The sequence below is a fragment of the Sphingomonas sp. GW821-FHT09E03 genome, assembly GCF_059416225.1.
In genome coordinates this window covers 300831-321835 of record NZ_JBWKOS010000004.1, presented here as the reverse complement: position 1 = coordinate 321835, position 21005 = coordinate 300831, and the positions used below count along the sequence as shown (strand labels likewise).

18 protein-coding genes and 1 tRNA gene are annotated in these 21005 nt (G+C 67.7%); 9 read left to right on the top strand and 10 right to left on the bottom strand.

The features are described from left to right. Nucleotides 1–34: 34 nt before the first annotated feature. From AC07M8_RS11875 to AC07M8_RS11860, 4 genes are all read left to right on the top strand, one after another. Nucleotides 35–799, top strand: coding sequence for a Crp/Fnr family transcriptional regulator (locus tag AC07M8_RS11875; RefSeq protein ID WP_495174530.1), 765 nt, complete (start codon nucleotides 35–37; stop codon nucleotides 797–799). After that, nucleotides 799–1008: a hypothetical protein gene (locus tag AC07M8_RS11870; protein ID WP_495174529.1), complete on the top strand. Its 210-nt coding sequence runs from the start codon at nucleotides 799–801 to the stop codon at nucleotides 1006–1008. The genes AC07M8_RS11875 and AC07M8_RS11870 overlap by 1 nt, the downstream gene beginning before the upstream one ends. Nucleotides 1009–1048: 40 nt before the next feature. Further along, complete coding sequence (locus tag AC07M8_RS11865; RefSeq protein WP_495174528.1) at nucleotides 1049–3379, top strand: GH92 family glycosyl hydrolase; 2331 nt, start codon at nucleotides 1049–1051, stop codon at nucleotides 3377–3379. Nucleotides 3380–3636: 257 nt separating this feature from the next. Then, nucleotides 3637–4938: an MFS transporter gene (locus tag AC07M8_RS11860; RefSeq protein ID WP_495174527.1), complete on the top strand. Its 1302-nt coding sequence runs from the start codon at nucleotides 3637–3639 to the stop codon at nucleotides 4936–4938. A gap of 20 nt (nucleotides 4939–4958) precedes the next feature. On the opposite strand, the gene AC07M8_RS11855 is transcribed toward AC07M8_RS11860, so the two are convergent. The 6 genes from AC07M8_RS11855 to AC07M8_RS11830 all read right to left on the bottom strand — a co-directional run bounded on the left by AC07M8_RS11855 (nucleotide 4959) and on the right by AC07M8_RS11830 (nucleotide 10699). Next, entirely contained in the window at nucleotides 4959–6302 is a 1344-nt protein-coding gene (locus AC07M8_RS11855; protein WP_495174526.1) for a HAMP domain-containing sensor histidine kinase, read from the bottom strand. A gap of 7 nt (nucleotides 6303–6309) precedes the next feature. Beyond that, nucleotides 6310–7029 carry a response regulator gene (locus AC07M8_RS11850; RefSeq protein WP_267393598.1) on the bottom strand — a complete coding sequence of 240 codons (720 nt, stop codon included), beginning with the start codon at nucleotides 7027–7029 and terminating at the stop codon, nucleotides 6310–6312. Between the two features lie 96 nt (nucleotides 7030–7125). Beyond that, a complete protein-coding gene (locus AC07M8_RS11845) occupies nucleotides 7126–7650 on the bottom strand; it encodes an EF-hand domain-containing protein (protein ID WP_495174707.1) in 525 nt (174 codons plus the stop codon). Nucleotides 7651–7785: 135 nt separating this feature from the next. Further along, complete coding sequence (locus AC07M8_RS11840) at nucleotides 7786–8562, bottom strand: thioesterase family protein (protein WP_495174525.1); 777 nt, start codon at nucleotides 8560–8562, stop codon at nucleotides 7786–7788. Nucleotides 8563–8586: 24 nt separating this feature from the next. Then, the gene (locus AC07M8_RS11835) at nucleotides 8587–9276 is read right to left on the bottom strand and encodes a glutathione binding-like protein (protein WP_495174524.1); all 690 of its coding nucleotides are present in this window, start codon (nucleotides 9274–9276) and stop codon (nucleotides 8587–8589) included. 166 nt (nucleotides 9277–9442) lie between these two features. Continuing rightward, entirely contained in the window at nucleotides 9443–10699 is a 1257-nt protein-coding gene (locus AC07M8_RS11830) for a TetR/AcrR family transcriptional regulator (protein ID WP_495174523.1), read from the bottom strand. A gap of 167 nt (nucleotides 10700–10866) precedes the next feature. Here AC07M8_RS11830 and AC07M8_RS11825 point away from each other — a divergent pair, with 167 nt between their 5' ends. The 3 genes from AC07M8_RS11825 (at nucleotide 10867) to AC07M8_RS11815 (ending at nucleotide 14036) form a co-directional block, all read left to right on the top strand. Then, entirely contained in the window at nucleotides 10867–12102 is a 1236-nt protein-coding gene (locus AC07M8_RS11825; protein WP_495174522.1) for an acyl-CoA dehydrogenase family protein, read from the top strand. Nucleotides 12103–12156: 54 nt separating this feature from the next. Next, on the top strand, nucleotides 12157–13182 hold the full coding sequence (locus AC07M8_RS11820; RefSeq protein WP_495174521.1) for a phosphotransferase family protein: 1026 nt from the start codon (nucleotides 12157–12159) through the stop codon (nucleotides 13180–13182). Nucleotides 13183–13259: 77 nt separating this feature from the next. After that, nucleotides 13260–14036 carry an SDR family oxidoreductase gene (locus tag AC07M8_RS11815; RefSeq protein ID WP_495174520.1) on the top strand — a complete coding sequence of 259 codons (777 nt, stop codon included), beginning with the start codon at nucleotides 13260–13262 and terminating at the stop codon, nucleotides 14034–14036. A gap of 1 nt (nucleotide 14037) precedes the next feature. Here the strand turns inward: AC07M8_RS11815 and AC07M8_RS11810 are convergent, their stop codons facing one another. The 4 genes from AC07M8_RS11810 to AC07M8_RS11795 form a co-directional block, all read right to left on the bottom strand. Then, a complete protein-coding gene (locus tag AC07M8_RS11810) occupies nucleotides 14038–14916 on the bottom strand; it encodes an acyl-CoA thioesterase (protein ID WP_495174519.1) in 879 nt (292 codons plus the stop codon). Between the two features lie 83 nt (nucleotides 14917–14999). Continuing rightward, nucleotides 15000–16127, bottom strand: coding sequence for an acyl-CoA dehydrogenase family protein (locus tag AC07M8_RS11805; protein WP_495174518.1), 1128 nt, complete (start codon nucleotides 16125–16127; stop codon nucleotides 15000–15002). 38 nt (nucleotides 16128–16165) lie between these two features. Further along, on the bottom strand, nucleotides 16166–17350 hold the full coding sequence (locus AC07M8_RS11800; RefSeq protein ID WP_495174517.1) for an acyl-CoA dehydrogenase family protein: 1185 nt from the start codon (nucleotides 17348–17350) through the stop codon (nucleotides 16166–16168). A gap of 36 nt (nucleotides 17351–17386) precedes the next feature. Beyond that, on the bottom strand, nucleotides 17387–19417 hold the full coding sequence (locus AC07M8_RS11795) for a 3-hydroxyacyl-CoA dehydrogenase NAD-binding domain-containing protein (RefSeq protein WP_495174516.1): 2031 nt from the start codon (nucleotides 19415–19417) through the stop codon (nucleotides 17387–17389). A 219-nt stretch (nucleotides 19418–19636) separates the two neighbouring features. On the opposite strand from AC07M8_RS11795, the gene AC07M8_RS11790 reads away from it, so the two are divergent. Both AC07M8_RS11790 and AC07M8_RS11785 read left to right on the top strand, forming a co-directional pair. Next, nucleotides 19637–20860 carry an AI-2E family transporter gene (locus tag AC07M8_RS11790; RefSeq protein WP_495174515.1) on the top strand — a complete coding sequence of 408 codons (1224 nt, stop codon included), beginning with the start codon at nucleotides 19637–19639 and terminating at the stop codon, nucleotides 20858–20860. 65 nt (nucleotides 20861–20925) lie between these two features. Continuing rightward, nucleotides 20926–21002, top strand: a tRNA-Asp gene (locus AC07M8_RS11785). Nucleotides 21003–21005: the final 3 nt, after the last annotated feature.

Here is a 21005-nt window from a genome sequence, read left to right as displayed (position 1 = left end):
GCCGCTGCTTGGCAGCGAAGTGAGATTGACGGCGATGACGAACCAGGATCGGGAGCTAGCAACGGCAGCAGCGCCGACCGGGGAGCCGATCACCGGGCGCTTCCTGCTCGGTCGTGGCCGCGACCGGATGTCGGACGAGGAAAAGGCCGCGCTCGAGGCGGCGGTCGGCACGGTGCGCCGCTACCCTGCGCGCCACCAGTTGGTCCGCGCCGGCGAGGCGCTCGACGTCAGCATGCTGCTGGTCGACGGCTATGTCGCGCGCAACATGGATGACCGCGAGGGCCATCGCCAGCTCGTGTCGGTGCATGTCCCCGGCGATTTCATCGATCTTCACGCCTTTCCGCTCAAGCGCCTCGATCATGATGTCGGCACGCTCGGGCCAGTGACGGTGGCGATGTTCGAGCATCGCGTGCTCGCCGATCTCACCGCCACTCACCCGCAACTCACCCGCCATCTGTGGTTCGCGACCCTGGTCGACGCGGCGATGCACCGCGAATGGATCTTCCGCCTCGGCCGGCTCGGCGCCGAAGGCCGGCTGGCGCACTTCTTCTGCGAGCTCAACTGTCGGCTCGAGATGGTCGGGCTGGCCAGCGACGGCCGGTTCGATCTGCCGCTCACCCAGCCCGATCTCGCCGAGGCCTGCGGGCTCACCGGCGTTCACGTCAACCGTACGCTCAAGGCGTTGCGCGAGACGAATGTGCTGTTGTTTCGCAGCGGCGCCGTGACCATTCTCGATCCCAAGCGTTTGGCGCAGATAGCCGAATTCGAACCGAGTTATCTCTATGGGGAACACAGGTAATGTCGCACATGCCCGCGGAGCACGATGGCGATAACGACACCGGCGTGCCGCATAGCCCGGAACCAGGTCCGGGCAGCGCCGTTGCCGAAGCTGGCGAGGTCATGCTCGACGGGCCGGACGGCGTCGCGGTGTCGATGACGCCGGAATCGGCGGACGAAACCGGACGGCGGCTGATCCTCGCTGCTAAGGAGGCCAACAAGCAGCGCTGACGGGCTTTTCAGCGCCGACCTTGCCTGCTCTAAGGCGGTGATGCGCTTATCCGTCGTCCTGCTCGCCGCCGCCTCGCTGCTCCCGGCACTCGCCGCCACCCCGCTCGCCGCACAGACTGCGGTGTCGCCCTATGACGCGGTCGATCCGATGATCGGCACCGGCGGGGAGGGGCATACCTTCCCCGGTGCGACCGCGCCGTTTGGCATGGTCCAGCTTAGCCCGGATACCGACACCGGCTGCGAGATCCGTAAATGCTACGGCCATGCCGCCGGCTATCGCTATGACGATCCCACCATCCAGGGCTTCAGCCACACCCATTTCTCCGGCGCCGGCCATTCCGATCTCGGCGATATCCTGGTGATGCCCGCGGCGGGCGACACGGTGTCGCTCGATCCGGGTGATCCCACCACGCCGAACTCGGGCTATCGCTCGCGCTTCAGCCACGCCACCGAGATCGCCAAGCCCGGCTATTATGCCGTCACCCTAGCCGACAGCGGTGTCCGCGCTGAGCTCACCGCCGGCACCCGCGTCGGCGTCCACCGCTACGCCTTCCCGCGCGGCAAGGCAGCGCATCTGGTGATCGACCTGCGCTCGTCGCTGTACGATTATCCCGGCAAGATCCTGTGGTCGTCGCTGCGGCTGCTGCCCGACGGCACCGTGACGGGCATGCGCGAGACCCGCGGCTGGGCGCCTGGCCGCAAACTGTTCTTCGCGATGCGCTTCTCGACACCGCTCACCGGCCATGCCTTCGTCGATAGCGACACCAAGGTGCCCTACAAGGGTTTCCAGGGGCCGAGCCGTGACAGCGACGAGGTCGCCGAAAAGCTCGGTCGCGCGCTCGAAGCGCGGCTCGATTTCGGTAAGCTCGCCAAGCCGCTCGAGGTCCGGGTCGCCATCTCCGGCGTCGATGCCGCCGGCGCGCTCGCCAACCTCGAGGGCGAACCCGGCGACTTCGACACCATCCGCGCCCAGACCCACACCGCCTGGGATCAGGCGCTGGGCGCCGTCGAGCTCGACGCGCCGGCCGCGACCCGCACCAACATCTACACCGCGCTTTACCACAGCCTGCTCGCGCCAAGCGTGTTCGGCGACGTCGACGGCCGCTTCCGTGGCCCCGATGATCAGGTCCATCAGGCGACCGGCTACACCTTCCGCTCGACCTTCTCGCTGTGGGACACGTTCCGCGCCGAGCATCCGTTGCTGACCCTGATCCAGCCCGAGCGCACCACCAGCGACGTCGTCCAGTCGCTGCTCGCGAGCCAGCGCTACAGCCCCTATGGCATTCTGCCGATCTGGCAGTTCCACGGCCGCGAGACCTGGACGATGATCGGCTACCATGCGGTGCCGGTAATCGCCGACGCCTATCTGAAGGGCCTGCGCGGGTTCGACGCCAATGCCGCGCTTGATGCGATGGTCGCCTCTGCCGATTACGCGCCCTATGGCGGCCTCGGCGAATATATGAAGCGCGGCTATGTGCCGATCGACAAGGAGCCCGAGGCGGCGTCCAAGACGGTCGAATATGCCTATGACGACTGGACCATCGCGCGCATGGCGCGCGCGCTCGGCCGCACCGACATCGCCGACCGATTCGACAAGCGTGCCGGCAATTGGCGCAACAGCTTCGATGCCAAGTCCGGCTTCCTGCGCGCGCGCAAGAGCGACGGCAGCTTCCGCACGCCGTTCGATCCCACCGCGATCAACTATGGTTCGGATTATACCGAGGGCAACGCCTGGCAGTACAGCTGGTTCGTGCCGCAGGATCAGGGCGGGCTGTTCCGCATCCTTGGTGGCGACCGCAAGGTCGTCGCCAAGCTCGATGCGATGTTCGATTACGACAACAGCAAGCTCGACTACAGCCATGCCGAGGACATCGCCGGGCTGATCGGCCAGTACATCCACGGCAACGAGCCGAGCCACCACGTCGCCTATCTCTATGCGCTCGCCGGCCAGCCCTGGCGCACCCAGGAGCGGCTTAAGCAGATCGTCGACAGCCAGTACAAGCCGACGCCGGACGGACTCGCCGGCAACGACGACCTCGGCCAGATGTCGGCCTGGTACGTGTTCACCAGCCTCGGCTTCTATCCGGTCACGCCCGGCAGCAACCAATATGTCATCGGCCGGCCGTTCGCGTCGCGCGCCGCGCTCAACCTCCCCAACGGCAAGCGCTTCACCGTGATCGCCGACGGGCTCAGCGACACCAACCGCTACATCGGCCGCGTCACCCTCAACGGGCAGCCGCTGGACCGCAGCTTCATCCGCCACGAGGAGATCGTCGCCGGCGGCGAGCTGCGCTTCACCATGCAGGCCACTCCCAACAAGAGCTGGGCCACCGCCAAGACCGCGCGGCCCTATTCGACGACGCATTATTAGGACAGCGAAGAGGGGCTAACGCCGCCCCATCTTCCCCATCGCGCTGAGCTCGTTCGGGGTCCACGTCTTCACCCGATCAGCAACGGCACCGCCGGGCAAGCCACGTAGAGCACATCGACTGGGGATTGATCCGTTCGTGCTGAGCTTGTCGAAGCACTGTGGGTCTCATGCCCTTCGACAAGCTCAGGGCGAACGGATTAGGTGGTTCGACCGACGTCATCATACTCTAGGTATACCCCAAAATGAGGGAGACGATCATGGCCACCGCAGCACCGGCAGGCGCACCGCCACCCGAGCATCGTCTCCGCTCGATCCTCGGCGGCTCGGCGGGCAATCTCGTCGAATGGTATGACTGGTACGTCTACTCCGCCTTCACCCTCTATTTTGCCCCGGTGATGTTTCCCAAGGGCAGCGCCACCGCGCAGTTGCTCAACGCCGCCGCGATCTTCGCGGTCGGCTTCCTGATGCGCCCGGTCGGCGCCTGGATCATGGGCATCTATGCCGATCGTCACGGCCGCAAATCGGCGCTGACCCTGTCGGTGACGCTGATGTGCGTCGGCGCGCTGATGATCGCGGTGACGCCGGGCTATGCGACGATCGGCTGGGGTGCACCGGCCCTGCTGGTGCTCGCGCGGCTGCTCCAGGGCCTCAGCGTCGGCGGCGAATACGGCGCCTCGGCGGTCTATCTCAGCGAGATGGCCGGCAAGAACCGCCGCGGCTTCTTCTCGTCCTTCCAATATGTCACGCTGGTGGGCGGCCAGCTGACCGCGCTGTGCGTGCTGCTGATCCTGCAGAACACGCTCAGCGAAGCGCAGCTCGAACGCTGGGGCTGGCGCATCCCGTTCGCGATCGGCGGCCTGCTCGCGATCGCCGTGTTCCGCATCCGGCGCGGATTGCTCGAAACCGAATCGTTCAAGAACGTGAGCGGTGACGGCAAGCCCAGATCGAGCGGCTGGATCCTGTTCCGCGACCACCCGCGCGAGGCGTTCACGGTGCTGCTGCTCACCGCCGGCGGCACGCTCGCTTTCTATGCCTATACCACCTACATGCAGAAGTTCCTGGTCAACACCAGCGGCTTCAGCCGTGAGACCGCAAGCTGGATCATGACCGCCGCGCTCGCGCTCTATGCGGCGCTGCAACCGGCGGCGGGAGCCTTGTCGGATCGGATCGGCCGCAAGCCGCTGATGGTCGGCTTTGGCGTGCTCGGGCTGATCTGCACCGTGCCGATCTTCCTGTCGCTGGAACGCGTCACCAGCCCGGTGCTGGCCTGGGCGCTGGTGCTGGGCGCGCTGGTGATCGTCACCGGCTATACTTCGATCAACGCGGTGGTGAAGGCCGAGCTGTTCCCGGCGCACATCCGCACGCTCGGCGTCGCGCTGCCCTATGCGCTCGCCAATACCCTCTTCGGCGGCACCGCCGAATATGTTGCGCTGTGGCTCAAGAACGCCGGCATCGAGCGCGGCTTCTATTGGTACGTCACCGCGATGATCGGCGTGTCGCTGATCGTCTACCTGCGCATGCGCGACACCAGGACGCACAGCCAGATCAGCGAGGACTGACGCCTGAGGGAGTTCGCCGGCTAGCGGCGCGGCAGGGTGATCGTCGCCGCCAGCCCGCCGCCGGCGCGGTTGGCGAGACAGATATCGCCGCCCGCCTCGCGCACGATCGTCCGCGCCAGGGCGAGGCCAAGGCCGATCCCGCCGGTGTCGCGGTTGCGCGAGGTCTCGAGCCGGGTGAACGCCTCGAACACATCGCCCAGCCGCTCTTCGGGAATGCCGGGCCCGCGGTCGGCGACGGTGATCGCCACCTGCTCCGCCCCGGCCTCGAGCGAGACCTCGGCGGCGCCGGCATATTTCACCGCATTCTCGATCAAATTCCGTACCGCGCGCCGCATCAGCGACGGCCGCAGCCGCATCCGCAGCCGCTCGGCCTCGACGAAGCTCACCGGTTGGCCGAGGTCGCGGAAATCCTCCACCACCGCGTCGACCAGCGCCGCGCAATCCACTTCGGTGATCGCCTCGCTCGGGCGGCCGAGGCGCGCGAGCGAGAGGATGTCGTCGAGAGTCCGGTTCATCTCGGCGATCGTCTCCACCATCCGCGCGCGGTCGTTATCGTCCTCGACCGATTCGATCCGCACCCGCAGCGCCGCGAGCGGGGTACGCAGGTCGTGGCCGATCGCGCCGAGCATCCGGTCCTTCTCGTCGAGCATCGCCGTCACCCGCAGCCGCAGCGCGTTGAACGCCGCGATCAGCTGCGCGACGTCGTCGGGCCCGCGCGCGGGCAGGGGATCGCTGCTGTCGCTCGGCCCGAACCGCTCCGCCGCCTGGGTCAGCGCGCTCAGCGGCCGCGACAGCCGCCGCCCGGCGAGCAGCAGCGGCGCCAGCACCACCACATAGAGGATCACGGTTTGCCCGATCAGCCGCCAGACCAGGTCGCTGTCGTCGCGCAGCCACAGCGAGTTGAGCACCAGCCAGCCATGGCCGGGTTGCGCGACCGCGATCTGCAGCTGCGCGCCGCTGCGGATGAACCGCTCCACCCGTCGCGGCGGCAGCCGGCGCACGCTGTGGTCGTCGCGCGACAGCGGCCGCAACCCGGTGACGATCGTGCCATGGGCGATCCCCGCCTCGGTCAGCGCCTCGTCGAGCGCGCGCTCCACCACCGGCACCCGCGGGCTGCGCGGATCGATCGGGTTGGTAGCGACGCGCCGCACCCGCCCGCGGCGATCGTCACGCGGATCGGGGTCGCTCGCGTCGATCAGCCGCGCCACCACCGGCCCGGTGACCTGCTCGAGCCTGAGCGAGCGGCGCTCGCGCAGCAGCAGCGCGAAGTTGATGCCCTGGGCGACGAACAGCGCGATCGCGACCAGCAGCGCGATCTGCGCGGCGAGGCTGCGCGGCCGCAGCCGCTGGCGAAGCGTCTTCACGGCCGCCTCACAGCCGCGTCACTTCGGCCGCCAGCGTGTAGCCACCGCCCCACACCGTCTTGATGATCTCCGGCGTCTTGGCGTCGCCCTCGATCTTGCGGCGCAGCCGGCTCACCTGATTGTCGATCGCACGGTCGAACGCCGCCGCCTCGCGGCCCTGGGTGAGGTCGAGCAACTGGTCGCGGGTCAGCACCTGGCGCGGCCGTGTCACCAGCGCGAGCAGCAGATTATACTCGCCGGTCGACAGCGGCACCGACACTCCGTCGCGATCGACCAGCGCGCGCTCGCCGGTGCGCAGCACCCAGCCGGCAAAGGCATAGGAGCCGCTCTCCGGCGCATGCTGCCGCGCGCCGCCCGCGGTCAGCCGCCGCAGCACCACCTTGACCCTGGCGGCGAGCTCGCGCGGCGAAAACGGCTTTACCACATAATCGTCGGCGCCCATCTCGAGCCCGACGATCCGGTCGGTCTCCTCGGCACGCGCGGTGAGCAGGATCACCGGCGTGTCGCTGGTCTCGGCGATGTGACGGCACAGGCTGAGGCCATCCTCGCCCGGCATCATCACATCGAGGATGACGAGATCGATCGCATAAGCCGCCATCCTGGTCCGCGCGCTCTCGGCATCGCCCGCCTGGGTGACGCGAAACCCCTGTTTGGTGAGATAGTGCGCGAGCGGTTCGCGGATCGAGCGCTCGTCATCGACGAGCAACAGGTGCGGCATGTCTCCCATGGCGTGCGGGTGTAGCATGGCATCGCCTCCTGCCCAGCGGATCTTGGCTCGCCGTCGACGAGGCGCCGGGCAGGTCATCCGCCCGGCGCGATTCGATCAGCCCGCGTCGGCGGGTGCCGGGGGAGGCGGCGGCATGTCGCCACCACCACGCGGCCCCCGCATCGGTCGCATCCGCGCCAGCTCGCCCGAATCGAGCCTGCCATCGTGGTTGGCATCCATCCGGTCGAACCGCTCGGTGGCGCGCTTGATATAGTCGGCGCGGGTGATCACGCGGTCGCCGTCCGGCCCACCGCCACCCATCCCCGGGGGCGGTGGCGGTGCGTCGCCATCGGCGCCGGCGCGATCACGGAAGCGCGCCCGCATCGCCTCGCGCGCGGCCTGGCGCTCCTCCGGCGTGATCCGCCCGTCCTTGTTGGTATCCATCGCCGCGAACCGCGCCTCGGCGTCGGCGATCGCTTCGGCGTGGGTGATCACGCCGTCGCCATTGGCGTCGGCGTGCATCATCGGTCCGCCGCGCGGCTGTCGCATCGCGTTCGGGCCGGCATCGGCCGATTGGGCGTTTCCCGCTGCCGCCGCCAACCCGCCGACGGCGAGCGCGAGGGTGAGAATGGTCTTGCGCATCACGTGTACGTCTCCGAACAGGCGCGGCCCTCCGCTGCCCGATGCTGAGGCTTATGCCGTCGCCATGTCGCATCCATGTGTCGGCCGGCCGGCAAAACTGTCGCAACCTGTCGCGCCGGCACCATCGGCCAGCCATCAGCCGAATAGCGCGACGCTCTGCATCTGTTCGGCGACCGCGACGCCATCGGCGTTCCAGATCGTCATCCGCTGGCTCGAATTGCCGTCGCGGGCATGATCGGTGTGCGCGCCGAGCAGCCACCAGCCATCGGTGGTGCGCGGCTGCGCCGTCAGCAGGTTGAGCTGCCAGGTCATCGAGCTCAGCGGCGCGAACCGCCCGAGCAGCTTGAGCGCCGCCGGCGGCAGCGCATCGGCCACCGCGATCAGTTCCACCATCGGGTCGAGCCCCGCACGTCCCTCCAGCCGCACCCAGCGCAGCCAGTCGGCCGGCCCCGCGAGTCCCGCCGGCGCATCGAGCATCGCGAAATTGCCGGTAAAGGCGATCTCTGGTCGCCCGCGGCTGATCGGATCGCCCGGCTGCGGCGCCGCCACCGCGGGTGCGCCGCCGCCGCGGTGATCGAGCGCCGAGGCGATCGGCGCCATGAACACGAAAGTCGCGCGTAGGCCGAGGCCCGATTCGCTCGACACATCCGCCTGCACGAAGGCGGCGTTGCGCCCGCGCCGTAGCCGCGTCGCCCGGACCGTCACCGCGCCCGACAAGGGACCGATGAACGCCACCAGCGCCGAGCGCAGCGGCGGCAGGTCTGGCTCCACCTGCTGCGCCGCGTGCAGCGCCAGCGCCGACGATAACCCGCCATAAGCGGTGCGCCCCTGCAGCCAGTTGGCGGGCACCTCGCCGCGCCACCCGCCGTCGATCGGTTCGAGCGCGGCGATGGTGGCAGGCAGGTCGGTCATGGTCGGTCCCCTGGTGACGACGGATCAGCGCGCGGTCTGGCCGAACAGCACCTTCTTGGCTTCGTCGGTCATCGGCTGGGTACCGGCGCTGACCGCTTCCCCCTTGGCATAGGCCGCCACCGTCGCCGGGCGCGCGGCGATCGCGGCGAACCAGCGGGCGAGGTTGGGGAATTCTTCCAGCCGCTGCCCCTGCGCTTCGTGGGGCACGATCCACGGATAGGCCGCCATGTCCGCGATCGAATAGTCGCCGGCAACAAAGTCGCGATCCGCCAGCCGCCGATCGAGCACGCCATAAAGGCGGTTGGTCTCCTTGACGTAGCGCTCGATCGCATAAGGCACCTTCTCGGGCGCATAGCGGCTGAAATGATGGTTCTGGCCGAGCATCGGGCCGAGCCCGCCCATCTGCCACATTAGCCATTGGGTGATCTCGACCCGCTTGCGCAGGCCGTCGCCGCCGAACCGCCCGGTCTTCTCGGCAAGATAGAGCAGGATCGCGCCCGATTCGAACACCGACACCGGCGCGCCGCCATCAGCCGGCGCCTGATCGACGATCGCGGGCATGCGATTGTTGGGTGCGATGCGCAGGAAGTCCGGGGCGAACTGCTCGCCCTTGCCGATGTTGACGGGGGAAATCCGGTAATCGAGCCCGGTCTCTTCGAGCATCAGCGTGATCTTGTGACCGTTGGGGGTGGGCCAATAATGCAGGTCGATCATGCGCAGCTCCTATGCCGTGAACCCGCCAGATGGGGCGGGGTGGCGGGTGCGGCAACCGCCGGCTGATGCCGGGCAACACCAAGCAGAGCCGTCACCGAGTAGAACCTTCACCCCAGCGAAAGCTGGGGTCTCGTGCGGCTCCTGTCCAAGGGCATCGCCCAATGCGTTATCCCGCCGCCACCCGGTCGTCGAACAACCCGAACAGCAGCGTCGAGGCATACATGCCGATCGCCCGCTCGCGCGGCATGGTCGAGGCCCATTTGCGCATGTCGAACGCCGCATTCTGCAGCGCCATCAGCGTCTGTGCCGCGATCAGCGCGTCCACCGCGCGCAGCGATCCTTCGGCGATGCCGTCCATGATCGTTCCCGCATAGCGCCGCGCAATCCGGTTCGAGCGGTCCACCATCGCGCTGCGCTCCGCGGCGGGCAGCCCGCTCAGCGCCGTGGTCCGCAGCAGCGGCGCGCGTTCGGCGAACTGGACGTCGAGCAGCGTCGCGATCGTGCTCGACAATCGGTGCCAATAGCTGCCGCCGGCAGTGTCGGCGAGTTCCTGCGCCTGGTTGATCGTGTCGAAGCTGCGCTGGTAGCAAGCGGTGACGAGATCGTCCTTGGCGTCGAGATGGTGGTAGAAGCTGCCCTTGGTGACGTTGAGCTCGGCGGCGATGCGCTGCACCGAGGCGCCGCGATAGCCCATCTCGTTGATCAGCCGCGTCGCCGCGAGCAGGAACTGGGCGCGGCCCGGCTCGGCCTCGCCATGCGACAGATCGAGCATCGCCGGCGACCAGCGCGCATCGGCGCCGGCGATGCCATGCGCGAACACGTCCATCAGCCGCGCTTCCACCCGCGCATATTGATCGGGCTCGTAGCGATCGAGCCACGCCGGCAGCCAGAAGGTGTTCTCGAGCAGCACATGCGCGCGCGCGCCGAACAGATCGGTCTGGGCACGGCCCTTGGGCGTCCCCCACAGGCTCCGCGTGCGCCGGAACACCTCGCGCCAGCCCGCCATCAGCCGGCCGAGGATCGGCTCCTCGGTGGCGCGCAGATCGGCGAGCACCGCCATCGGCCGCTCGTCGCCACGCTGCACGCGCTCCAGCCGCGCCATGTTGAGCGCGAGATAGCGCCGGACCCGCTGCTGCGGCGTCGGCTCTTCCAGCGCGGTGTCGAGCATCACCAGCAGATAATCGAGCGTGTGCTCGAACGCCGCCGCGGCAAGATCCTCCTTGCGCTTGAAGTAATAAGTGACGCTGGTGGTGTTGAGCCCCACACGCCGCGCCACGTCGGCAAAGGTCATGCCCTTCGCGCTTTGTTCGTTGATCGCCTCCGCCGCCGCGGCGAGGATCGCATCGCGTTTCGCCCGAAACCGCTTGGTGCCCTGTTCGCCGAGGGGTTCGCCGTCTGGTTCCGCCGTGCCGTCTTCCTGCATCCGGCCACCTTACCAACCGACTATTCGAACAAACAGTGTTTTTTCCAAAGCCGTGTCATGCCGCCCAACCATCTGCTGAACGGCGTGGCATCGCGACGGTGCGGGGTGCTTTACCGAAGATGCGGTACGGTCTAGATCGCGGCAACGACACGGGCAGGAGAGCGGTCATGGACTTCACGCTGGGCGAACGCGAGACCGCGCTGCGCGATTCGGTCCGCGGCTTCATCGACCAGCACATCCGTCCCCGCCAAGCCGAGCATGATCGCCAGGCGAACGAGGGCGAGCGCTGGAAAGTGATCTCGGTGATCGAGGAGGTGAAGGCGCTCGCCAGGGCGCAGGGACTGTGGAACCTGTTCATGCCGCCTCACGCCGGGCCGGCGCCGGTCGATGACAGCTTCGCCTTCGCGGGCACCCAGCTCAGCAACCTCGAATATGCGCTCTGTGCCGAGGAGATGGGGCGGGTCGGCTGGGCGTCGGAATGCTTCAACTGCTCGGCGCCCGACACCGGCAACATGGAGGTTCTTCATCGTTACGGTACGCGCGCGCAGAAGGACGAGTGGCTGCGCCCGCTGATGGACGGCGAGATACGCTCCGCCTTCCTGATGACCGAACCGGCGGTCGCCTCGTCCGATGCGACCAATATCGAGACACGGATCACCCGTGACGGCGACGATTACGTCATCACCGGGCGCAAATGGTGGTCGAGCGGGGTCGGCGATCCGCGCTGCCGCATCGCGATCGTGATGGGCAAGACCGATCCCGCCGCCAGCCGCCACGCCCAGCAGAGCATGATCCTGGTCCCGCTCGACACGCCGGGGGTGCGGATCGAACGGATGCTCTCGGTCTACGGCTATGATCACGCGCCGCATGGCCACGGCGAGGTGGTGCTCGACGCCGTCCGCGTGCCCGCCGCCAACATGCTGCTCGGCGAGGGCAGGGGGTTCGAGATCGCGCAAGGGCGGCTCGGCCCGGGCCGCATCCATCATTGCATGCGCACCATCGGCGTCGCCGAGGAGGCGATCGCGGCGATGGCGCGGCGGCTGCAGGCGCGGATCGCGTTCGGCAAGCGGATCGCCGAGCATTCGGTGTGGGAAGAACGGTTGGCGCGCGCGCGCATCGACATCGAGATGACCCGGCTGCTCTGCCTCAAGGCCGCCGACATGATGGACCGCGCCGGCAACAAATCGGCGCAGCTCGAGATCGCGATGATCAAGGTCCAGGCGCCGACTATGGCGCTCAAGATCCTCGACGATGCCATCCAGGCGCATGGCGGCGCCGGCGTCTCCGCCGATTTCCCGCTCGCCCATGATTGGGCGGCAATGCGCACCCTGCGGTTCGCGGATGGCCCCGACGAGGTCCACAACCGCGCCATCGCCCGCGCCGAACTCGGCCGCCACGCATGAGCCAGCCACTGTTCCGTCATCCCGGTGAAAGCGGGGAGCTCGGGCGATGATCCCATGACCACCACGCAAGACCTCGACACCGCCAGGCTCGTCCCCTGGCTCGAAGCCCACATCCCCGGCTTCGCCGGCCCGCTCAGCTACGCCAAATTCCCCGGCGGGCAGTCCAACCCCACCTATCGGCTCGACACCCCCGGCGGCGCCTATGTCCTGCGCCGCAAGCCGTTCGGCGCACTGCTGCCGAGCGCCCATGCCGTTGACCGCGAATTTCGGTTGATCGCCGCGCTCCATCCCACCGGCTTCCCGGTCGCGCGCCCCTATGCGCTGTGCACCGACGAGAGCGTGATCGGCGCGATGTTCTACGTCATGGCGCTCGCCGATGGCCGCAATTTGTGGGACGGCACGCTGCCCGGCAGCGCGCCCGCCGAGCGCACCGCGCTCTACAAGGCGATGGTCGACACGCTCGCCGCGCTCCACACGATCGACTATGAAGTTGCCGGGCTCGCCGATTACGGCAAGCCCGGCAACTACTTCGCCCGCCAGGTCGAGCGCTGGACCCGGCAATATCGCGCCAGCGAGACCGAGACGATGCCCGAGGTCGAGCAGCTGATCGAGTTCCTGCCGCGCACGCTGCCGCCGCAGACCCGCACCGCGATCGTCCATGGCGATTACCGCGTCGACAATCTGATCTTTGCCCCCGCCGCGCCGCAGGTGATCGCGGTGCTCGACTGGGAGCTGTCCACCCTCGGCGACCCGCTCGCCGATTTCTCCTACTTCCTGATGAGCTGGGTTACGGAGCCCGAAGGCCGCTCGGGCGTGCTCGGCCGTACCGGCGCCGCCACCGGCATCCCGACGATCGAGGCGATGACCGAGCGATACTGCCGTGCCACCGGCCGCGACGGCGTCCCCGATCTCAACTGGTATTTCGCCTACAATCTGTTTCGCCTCACCGGCATCGTCCAGGGCATCAAGAAGCGCATAGTCGATGGCACGGCCTCGAACGCCCAGGCCGAGGCATCGGCCGCGCAGGTCTATCGCCTGGCGAGTGCTTCATGGCATTTCGCCCAAATGGCCGGGGCTTAACCGCCGCCGTTCACACCACCTCTCAGCGTCGCACCGTGTGCGATATGCGTGAAGTTAGACAAGATAGGGAGTTAGCCATGTCGCTGTTCGATCTCACCGGCAAGGTCGCCATCATCACCGGCTCGTCGCGTGGCATCGGCCAGGCGAGCGCGATCGAGCTGGCCCGTCAGGGTGCCCGGGTGGTCATCTCCAGCCGCAAGCAGGCAGCCTGTGACGCGGTGGCGGCCGCGATCAACACCGAGCATGGCGACGGCCGCGCGATCGCGGTCGCGGCGAGCATCTCCGACAAGCCGGCGCTCCAGCACCTCGTCGACGAGACCCGCCGCGCCTTCGGCCGCATCGACGTCCTCGTCTGCAACGCCGCCTCCAACCCCTATTACGGGCCGATGGCCGGCATAGAGGACGACCAGTTCCGCAAGATCCTCGAGAACAACGTCCTCTCCAACCACTGGCTGATCCAGATGGTCGCCCCCGAGATGCGCGAGCGCAAAGCGGGCTCGATCGTCATCGTCTCCTCGGTCGGCGGCCTGCGCGGCTCGCCGGTGATCGGCGCCTATAACGTCTCCAAGGCCGCCGACTTCCAGCTCGCCCGCAACTATGCGGTCGAATATGGCGTCGACAACGTCCGGGTGAACTGCATCGCCCCCGGGCTGATCAAGACCGACTTCGCCCGCGCTTTGTGGGACACGCCCGAGGCCGAGCAGCGCAGCAGCCGCGCCACCCCGCTGCGCCGGCTCGGCGACCCCGTCGATATCGCGGGGGCGGTGGTCTATCTCGCCAGCGATGCCAGCCGCTACATGACCGGCCAGGCGATGGTGGTCGACGGCGGCGTCACCATCGGCCTGGCGTTCTAATCTAGCCGCGCTGGCGGATCAGCCCCTCCTGCGCGACGCTGGCGACCAGCCGGCCGTCGCGGGTGAAGATGGTGCCCCGGTTCATGCCGCGCGCATGGCCGGCCCAAGGGCTGTCGGTGACATAGAGCAGCCAGTCGTCGGCGCGCAGCGGCTCGTGGATCCACAAGGCATGATCGAGGCTGGCGCATTGCATCTGCGGCATCAGCCAGGTCACGCCATGCGGCAGCATCGAGGTCCCGAGCAACGCCATGTCCGAGGCATAAGCGAGCACGGCGCGGTGGAGCGCGGGATCGTCGGCGATCGGCGCGACGATCCGGAACCAGCAGGCGCCGTGCGGCGGGCGCTTGGCCGGCTCAAGCCAGCTGCGCGGATCGACCGGCCGGATATCGATCGCGCTCTGCCGGCGCAGGAAGGTCTCGCGATACGCCTCGGGAATCTGATCGGCGAGCCGATGGCGCAGCTCATGCTCCGAGGCGAGCTCGTCGGGCGGCGGCACGTCGGGCATCGCATCCTGGTGGTGAAGGCCCTCCTCGGGAGTCTGGAACGAGGCGGCCATGTTGAGGATCGGCCGACCCTGCTGCATCGCGATCACCCGCCGGGTGGCGAAGCTGCGCCCCTCGAAGTCGCGCACCACGCGGAAGATGATCGGGTGGTTCTCGTCGCCCGGCCGCATGAAATAGGCGTGAAGCGAGTGCGCGTCCTTGCCCTCGGTGGAGCGCTGCGCCGATTGCAGCGCCTGGGCGATCACCTGCCCGCCGAACACCCGCCCGCGACCGCCGGGCTGGCGCGCGCCGCGGTAGAGGTCGGTGTCGATCTCCTCGACATCGAGCAGCGCCACCAGGCCGGCGGTCAGTTGTTCGGGGGACTGCTTGTCTGTCATCACCGTCTCGCATCAGGGCGCCAGGCGCCGGTTGGCGCCAGCCTAGAGAGGGTCACAAGCGCGGCACAAGCGCTTAGCGTTCCTCAATAGCCCGCGATCCGCGCCAGCCGGTCCGCATGGAAGCCGATGTCGCCGAAGAACTCGGTGAGGGTTCGTGCCCGTTTCATGAAGAAGCCGATGTCATATTCGTCGGTCATGCCGATGCCGCCGTGCATCTGCACGCCCTCCTGCACCGCGAGCGTCGCCGCCATCGCGCTCATCGCCTTGGCCACCGATACCGCCTCGTCGGCCGCGGCTTCGCCGCTGTCGAGCAGTTGCTGCGCCTTCAGCGTCGCCGCGCGCGCGATCTCCAGCTCGCTGTAGAGATGCGCGGCACGATGCTGCAACGCCTGGAAGCTGCCGATCGCCTGGCCGAACTGGGTGCGCTGCTTGAGATAGTCGAGCGTCATCGCCATCGCCCCGCCGCCGACCCCAAGCAGCTCGGCGGCCACGCCGGCGCGGCCGGCGCGGAGCAGCCGGTCGAGCGGCGTGCGGCCATGGTCGACGGTGCCGATCACCGCATCGCCGTCCACCGTCACCCGGTCGAAGTCGATCCGGGCAGCCAGGCTCGCGTCCGCGAGGCGCTGCGGCGCGACTGTCAGGCCGGCTGCCTTTGAATCGACCACGAAAAGGGTGACGCCTTCCTGGTCCTGCACAGCGCCCGCCGTGCGCGCGGCGACGATCAGCAGATCGGCGACATGGCCGTGGACCACGAACTGCTTGCGCCCGGTGAGGACGAAGCCGTTGCCGGCCCGTTCGGCGCGAAGCCCGATGGCGTCGCGGTGCTTGGCGCCGTCGTCGATCGCGAGCGCCGCGATCGTGTCGCCGGCGACAATCCCTGGATACCAGTGCGCGGCCTGCGCACTGCCCTTCAGCGCCTCTACCGCCGCCACCGCGGTAGACAGGAAGGGGGTAGGCGACAGGTTGCGGCCGATCTCCTCGAGCACGATGCCCGCCTCGACGTGCCCCAGCGCGAGCCCGCCCTCGGCTTCGGGAACCAGGATCCCGGTGAAACCCATTTCGGCGAAGCGCTTCCACAGCTGACGCGAGAAGCCGGTCGCATCATCGGTGTCGCGCAATTGGCGCAGATGGGCGACCGGTGCGTGCTCGGCGATGAAGTCGCGCGCGGTGTCGCGCAGCATGTCCTGTTCATCGGTAAGGTACAGCGGCATCGTCTTAACCTTCGTGGAGGTGGTTGCGGCAGCGGCGATCAGGCACCCGGCAGATCGAGGATCCGCTTGGCGATGATGTTGAGCTGGATCTCGCTGGTACCGCCCTCGATCGAATTGGCCTTGGTGCGCAGCCAGGTGCGCGCGGCGGCACCGCCGTTGGAGACCTCGCTCTCCCATTCGAGTGCGTCGGACCCACCCGCCGCCATCGCCAGCTCATGGCGCTGCTTGTTGAGCTCGGTGCCGACATATTTCATCATCGAAGGCTGGGCGGGATGAGCCTGGCCGGCTTTCAGCTGGTCGATGAACCGCTCCGACATGGCGGAAAAGGCGCGGGCACGAACCTCGAACAGCGCGATTTGCGCACGCAGTACGGGATCGGCCAACCGACCCTCGGCGTCGAGACCGATCGTAGCGAGCGCGCCGTCGATCAGCGGATTGCGCGCGCCTTGGCCCAAGCCCATGCCGCTGATCATTTCGCGTTCATGGCCGAGCAGATATTTGGCGACGTCCCAGCCCTTGTTCTCGTCATGGACGCGGTTGGCCTTGGGCACCTTCACCTTGTCGAAGAAGGTCTCGCAGAATGGCGAGTTGCCGCTGATCAGCAGGATCGGGCGGGTGGAGACGCCTTCGCTCGCCATGTCGAACAGCAGGAAGCTGATCCCACCCTGCTTGCTCGCCTTGCTGGTGCGCACCAGGCAGAAGATCCAGTCGGCCTTGTCCGCATAGGAGGTCCACACCTTCTGGCCGCTGACCAGATAATGGTCGCCGCCGTCCTCGGCCGCGGTGGCGAGGGCGGCGAGATCCGAGCCGGCGTTGGGTTCGGAATAGCCCTGGCACCAGCGGATTTCGCCGCGCGCGATCCGTGGCAGATGCTCGAGCTTCTGCGCCTCGGTGCCATATTTTAGCAGCGCCGGGCCGAGCATAGAAATGCCGAACGAGTTGAGCGGATTGCGCGCGCGGATCGCGGCCATCTCCTCGCGCAGGATCTTGGTCTCGGCCGGCGACAGGCCGCCACCGCCATAGGCACGCGGCCAATCGGGCACAGTCCAGCCGCGCGCCGCCATCGCGTCGAGCCAGGCCTTCTGCTCGGGCGAGCTGGGCGTGTAGCGACGGCCGCCCCAGCACACGTCTCGCTCGCTGCGCACCGGCTCGCGCATCGCCGGCGGGCAATGTTCTTCAAGCCAGGCGCGGGCGTCGGTCCTGAACGCGTCGAGATCGCTCATGCATGTCCTCCTGCTGGTTCGGCCAGGGCAGCGCCGTCATCCGACAAAGGGCTCACCTTTCTCGGCTTTGGAGCGAAGCAGCGGCGCTACCTCGATGCCATGCTTGTCGAGCGCGGCGACGATCCGGGGCAAGCCTACCGTGTCGGCCCAGAACATCGGGCCGCCGGTATACACCGGCCAGCCATAGCCGAACGCCCACACCACATCGATATCGGACGCGCGCTGCGCGATACCCTCGGCAAGGATGCGCGCACCTTCGTTGACCATCGGGTAGAGCGTGCGCTCGACGATCTCCTCGTCGCTGATCTCCCGCGGGGTCACGCCGGCACGACGGCGAAAATCGTCGATGATGGTGGCGACCTTGTCCGATGGCGTCGGCGTGCGCTGCGAGTCGTAATCGTAGAAGCCGGCCTGCGTCTTCTGCCCCCAGCGCCCCTCGGCAGCGAGCGCATCGCGGATGCTCTCGATCCGGGTTGGATCCCTGTGCCAGCCGATATCGACCCCGGCGAGGTCGGCCATCTGGAATGGTCCCATCGGCAGGCCGAAGCGTGTATGCACCTGATCGATCTGCGCCGGCAGTGCGCCCTCTATCAGCATCGCGGTCGCCGGGATCTGACGCTGCGACAGCATGCGGTTACCGATGAAGCCTTCGCATACGCCGCTGACGACCGCGACCTTGCCGATCGTCCGCGCCAGCGCCATCACCGTCGCCAGCACATCCGGCGCAGTCGCGGCACCCCGCACCACTTCGAGCAGCTTCATGACATTGGCGGGCGAGAAGAAGTGCAGGCCGACCACGTCGGCAGGGCGCGTCGTCTTTGCTGCAATCTCGTCGATGTTGAGATAGGAGGTGTTGGAGGCGAGGATCGCCCCCGGCTTGGCGACTGCGTCCAGGCGGCCAAACAGCTCCTTCTTCACCGCCATATTCTCATAGACTGCCTCGATGATCAGGTCGCAGTCGGCAAGCGCATCAAGGTCCAGCGTCGGCGTGAGCAGCCCCATCATGGCGTCGACCTGAGCCTCGGTAAAGCGCCCGCGCTTGGCGGAGGCGTCGTAATTGGCGCGGATCACCGCGGTGCCGCGGTCCAGTGCCTCGGCTGCGGTCTCGACGATCGTCACCGGCAGGCCCGCGGCGAGGAAGTTCATCGAGATGCCGCCGCCCATCGTCCCGGCGCCGATCACGCCGATGCGGCGGATCGTCCGCGGGGTCGTACCGGCGGGCAGGTCGTCGATCTTGGCGGCCTGGCGTTCGGCGAAGAACAGATGGCGTTGCGCTGCCGATTGCGTGCCGGTCATCAGCCGGATGAATGCCTGGCGCTCATAGGCAATGCCGTCGGCGAAGGGCAGCTCGGTCGCCTTGATCACGCAGGCGATGTTGGCGGCAGGTGCGTCGAACCCCCGAAACTTGCGGGCGTGTGTGCGGGTGAACGCCTCGACCGCAGCGGGATCGGGCGCGACCGTGCGCGCCGACGCGCGGGGCAGGGGCGTTTCGCCGACCTTGCTCCGCGCGAAGGCGATCGCCTCGGCTTCCAGATCATCAGTCGCCGCGATCCCATCGATCAGCCCGGCATCGAGCGCGCGGGCTGCGCTGATCGGCGTGCCGAGCGCGGTCATCTCGAGCGCCAGCGCCACCCCGGCGATCCGCGGCAGCCGCTGCGTGCCTCCCGCACCGGGCAGCAGGCCGAGCTTCACCTCGGGCGTGCCGAGCTTGGCCGAGGCGACGGCAATCCGATAGTGACAGCCCAGCGCGACCTCGCAGCCGCCGCCGAGCGCGGTACCGTGGATCGCCGCGACCACCGGCTTGGTGCTAGCCTCGATGCGATCGACCACTGCGGGCAGCCCCGGTTCCCGCATCGGCTTGCCGAACTCAGTGATGTCGGCGCCGGCAAAGAAGGTGCGACCGTCGCAGCGGATCACCATTGCCCCAATTGCGGGGTCTTGCTCACCTTGATCAATCGCGGCTGCCAATTCGCTGCGCACGGCCGCCCCCAGCGCGTTGACCGGCGGGTTGTCGGCGATGATGACGAGGACGTCATCATGCCGCTCGGTACGGATCGACGCAGCCATTCTTCTCTCCGCGTTGACTGGGCGTAGCGCGGCACGAAACTGCTTCAGCAGCGTACCCGCTCTTCAAACCTGCGGAAGATATTGCTGGATTGGCCGATATCATCAAGCGAAAAACATGACTGGGCTTCATGCGCACCACACCGGCTGTTCAACTCTGTAAAGATTCGGCCCTGGTGGCTGGATGCTTACACGGCGCGGGAATGACGCTAGGGTGTCGTCATGGCAGACCTAGGTGCGTCCCCCCCCAGTTTTCCCGCCGCGGCGGACAATGAAGAGGCGATCGCCCATCATGCGGGGGTGCCGATCGACGACATCGTGCGGATCGCGCAGCGGCGCGATCGTCTGCTCGCGGCGCTGACGCTGATCGCCGGCATCGGCCTGGTGGTCGGCACGCCATTCGCGCTCAAGTCGGGCGCCGAATTCTTCATGCCGCTCACCGCCGCGCTGGTGATCGCGATCGCGCTGGTGCCGGTGCTCGAATGGCTCGAGCGGCGCGGCGTGCCGTCGCCGATCGCGGCCATGTTCTGCGTGTTGGTCTTCCTGCTCGTCGCCAACGTTGCGATCGCCGCAATTGTGGTGCCCGCCACCGACTTCTTCCAGCTGCTGCCGACCCGCATCTCGCGAATCCAGCACAATCTGTCGCCACTGCTCGATCTCTATTCGACGCTGGAAAAATCGGTAAACCGGTTGTTCCGGCAGATTGCGACCACGCCGGTGCGCCAGCCGCAAACCGCCGCGGTGGCGCCGCCGAGCTCGATCCTGGAACTCGCCGCCACCTCGGCGCCGGCGGTGATCGTGCAATTCTTCTTCGGCGTGCTGATCGTGTTCTTCTTTCTTTCCGGCTGGACACGGATGCGCAAGCGCACCATCACCGGCCGCACCAGCTTCGATGGCGCGATGGCGACGGCGCGGGTGATCCAGGACGTGGTGGACGACGTCTCGGCCTATCTCGGCACGATCACCGTGATCAACATCATCCTCGGCATGGTGGTGTCCGGCGCGCTGTATCTGGTCGGCATGCCCTATCCGCTGATGTGGGGCGGCATCGTCGCGCTGCTCAACTATGTTCCATACTTCGGGCCCATCGTCGCGGCGTTCCTGATGGCGGTCGGCGGGCTGATGACCTTTTCGGATATCTGGGTCGCACTGCTCCCCCCGGCGATCATGATCGGCTGCCACTTAGTGGAGGCAAATGTGATCACGCCGCTGGTGGTTGGTCACCGGCTAACGATCAGCCCGATCCTGATCCTGATTTCGCTGAGCTTCTGGGGCTGGGTATGGGGTACGGCAGGGGCGCTGCTAGCCGTGCCGCTGCTGATCATCATCCAGACTGTAATCGGTGCCGCGGGCAAGCCCGACATCACCGGTTTCCTGTTCGAACATGGCACGCTCGTTCACCAGCAGCGCGACCGCAAGCGCTCGCCCGACGAGCCCAGCGAATAGACGCGCGGATTAGACCGTTGACACCCCCCGGCGGCTCGCCTAGTTGGCGCGCCTCGACGCTTTAAGCGGGTGTAGCTCAGTTGGTTAGAGCGCCGGCCTGTCACGCCGGAGGTCGCGGGTTCGAGCCCCGTCACTCGCGCCATTC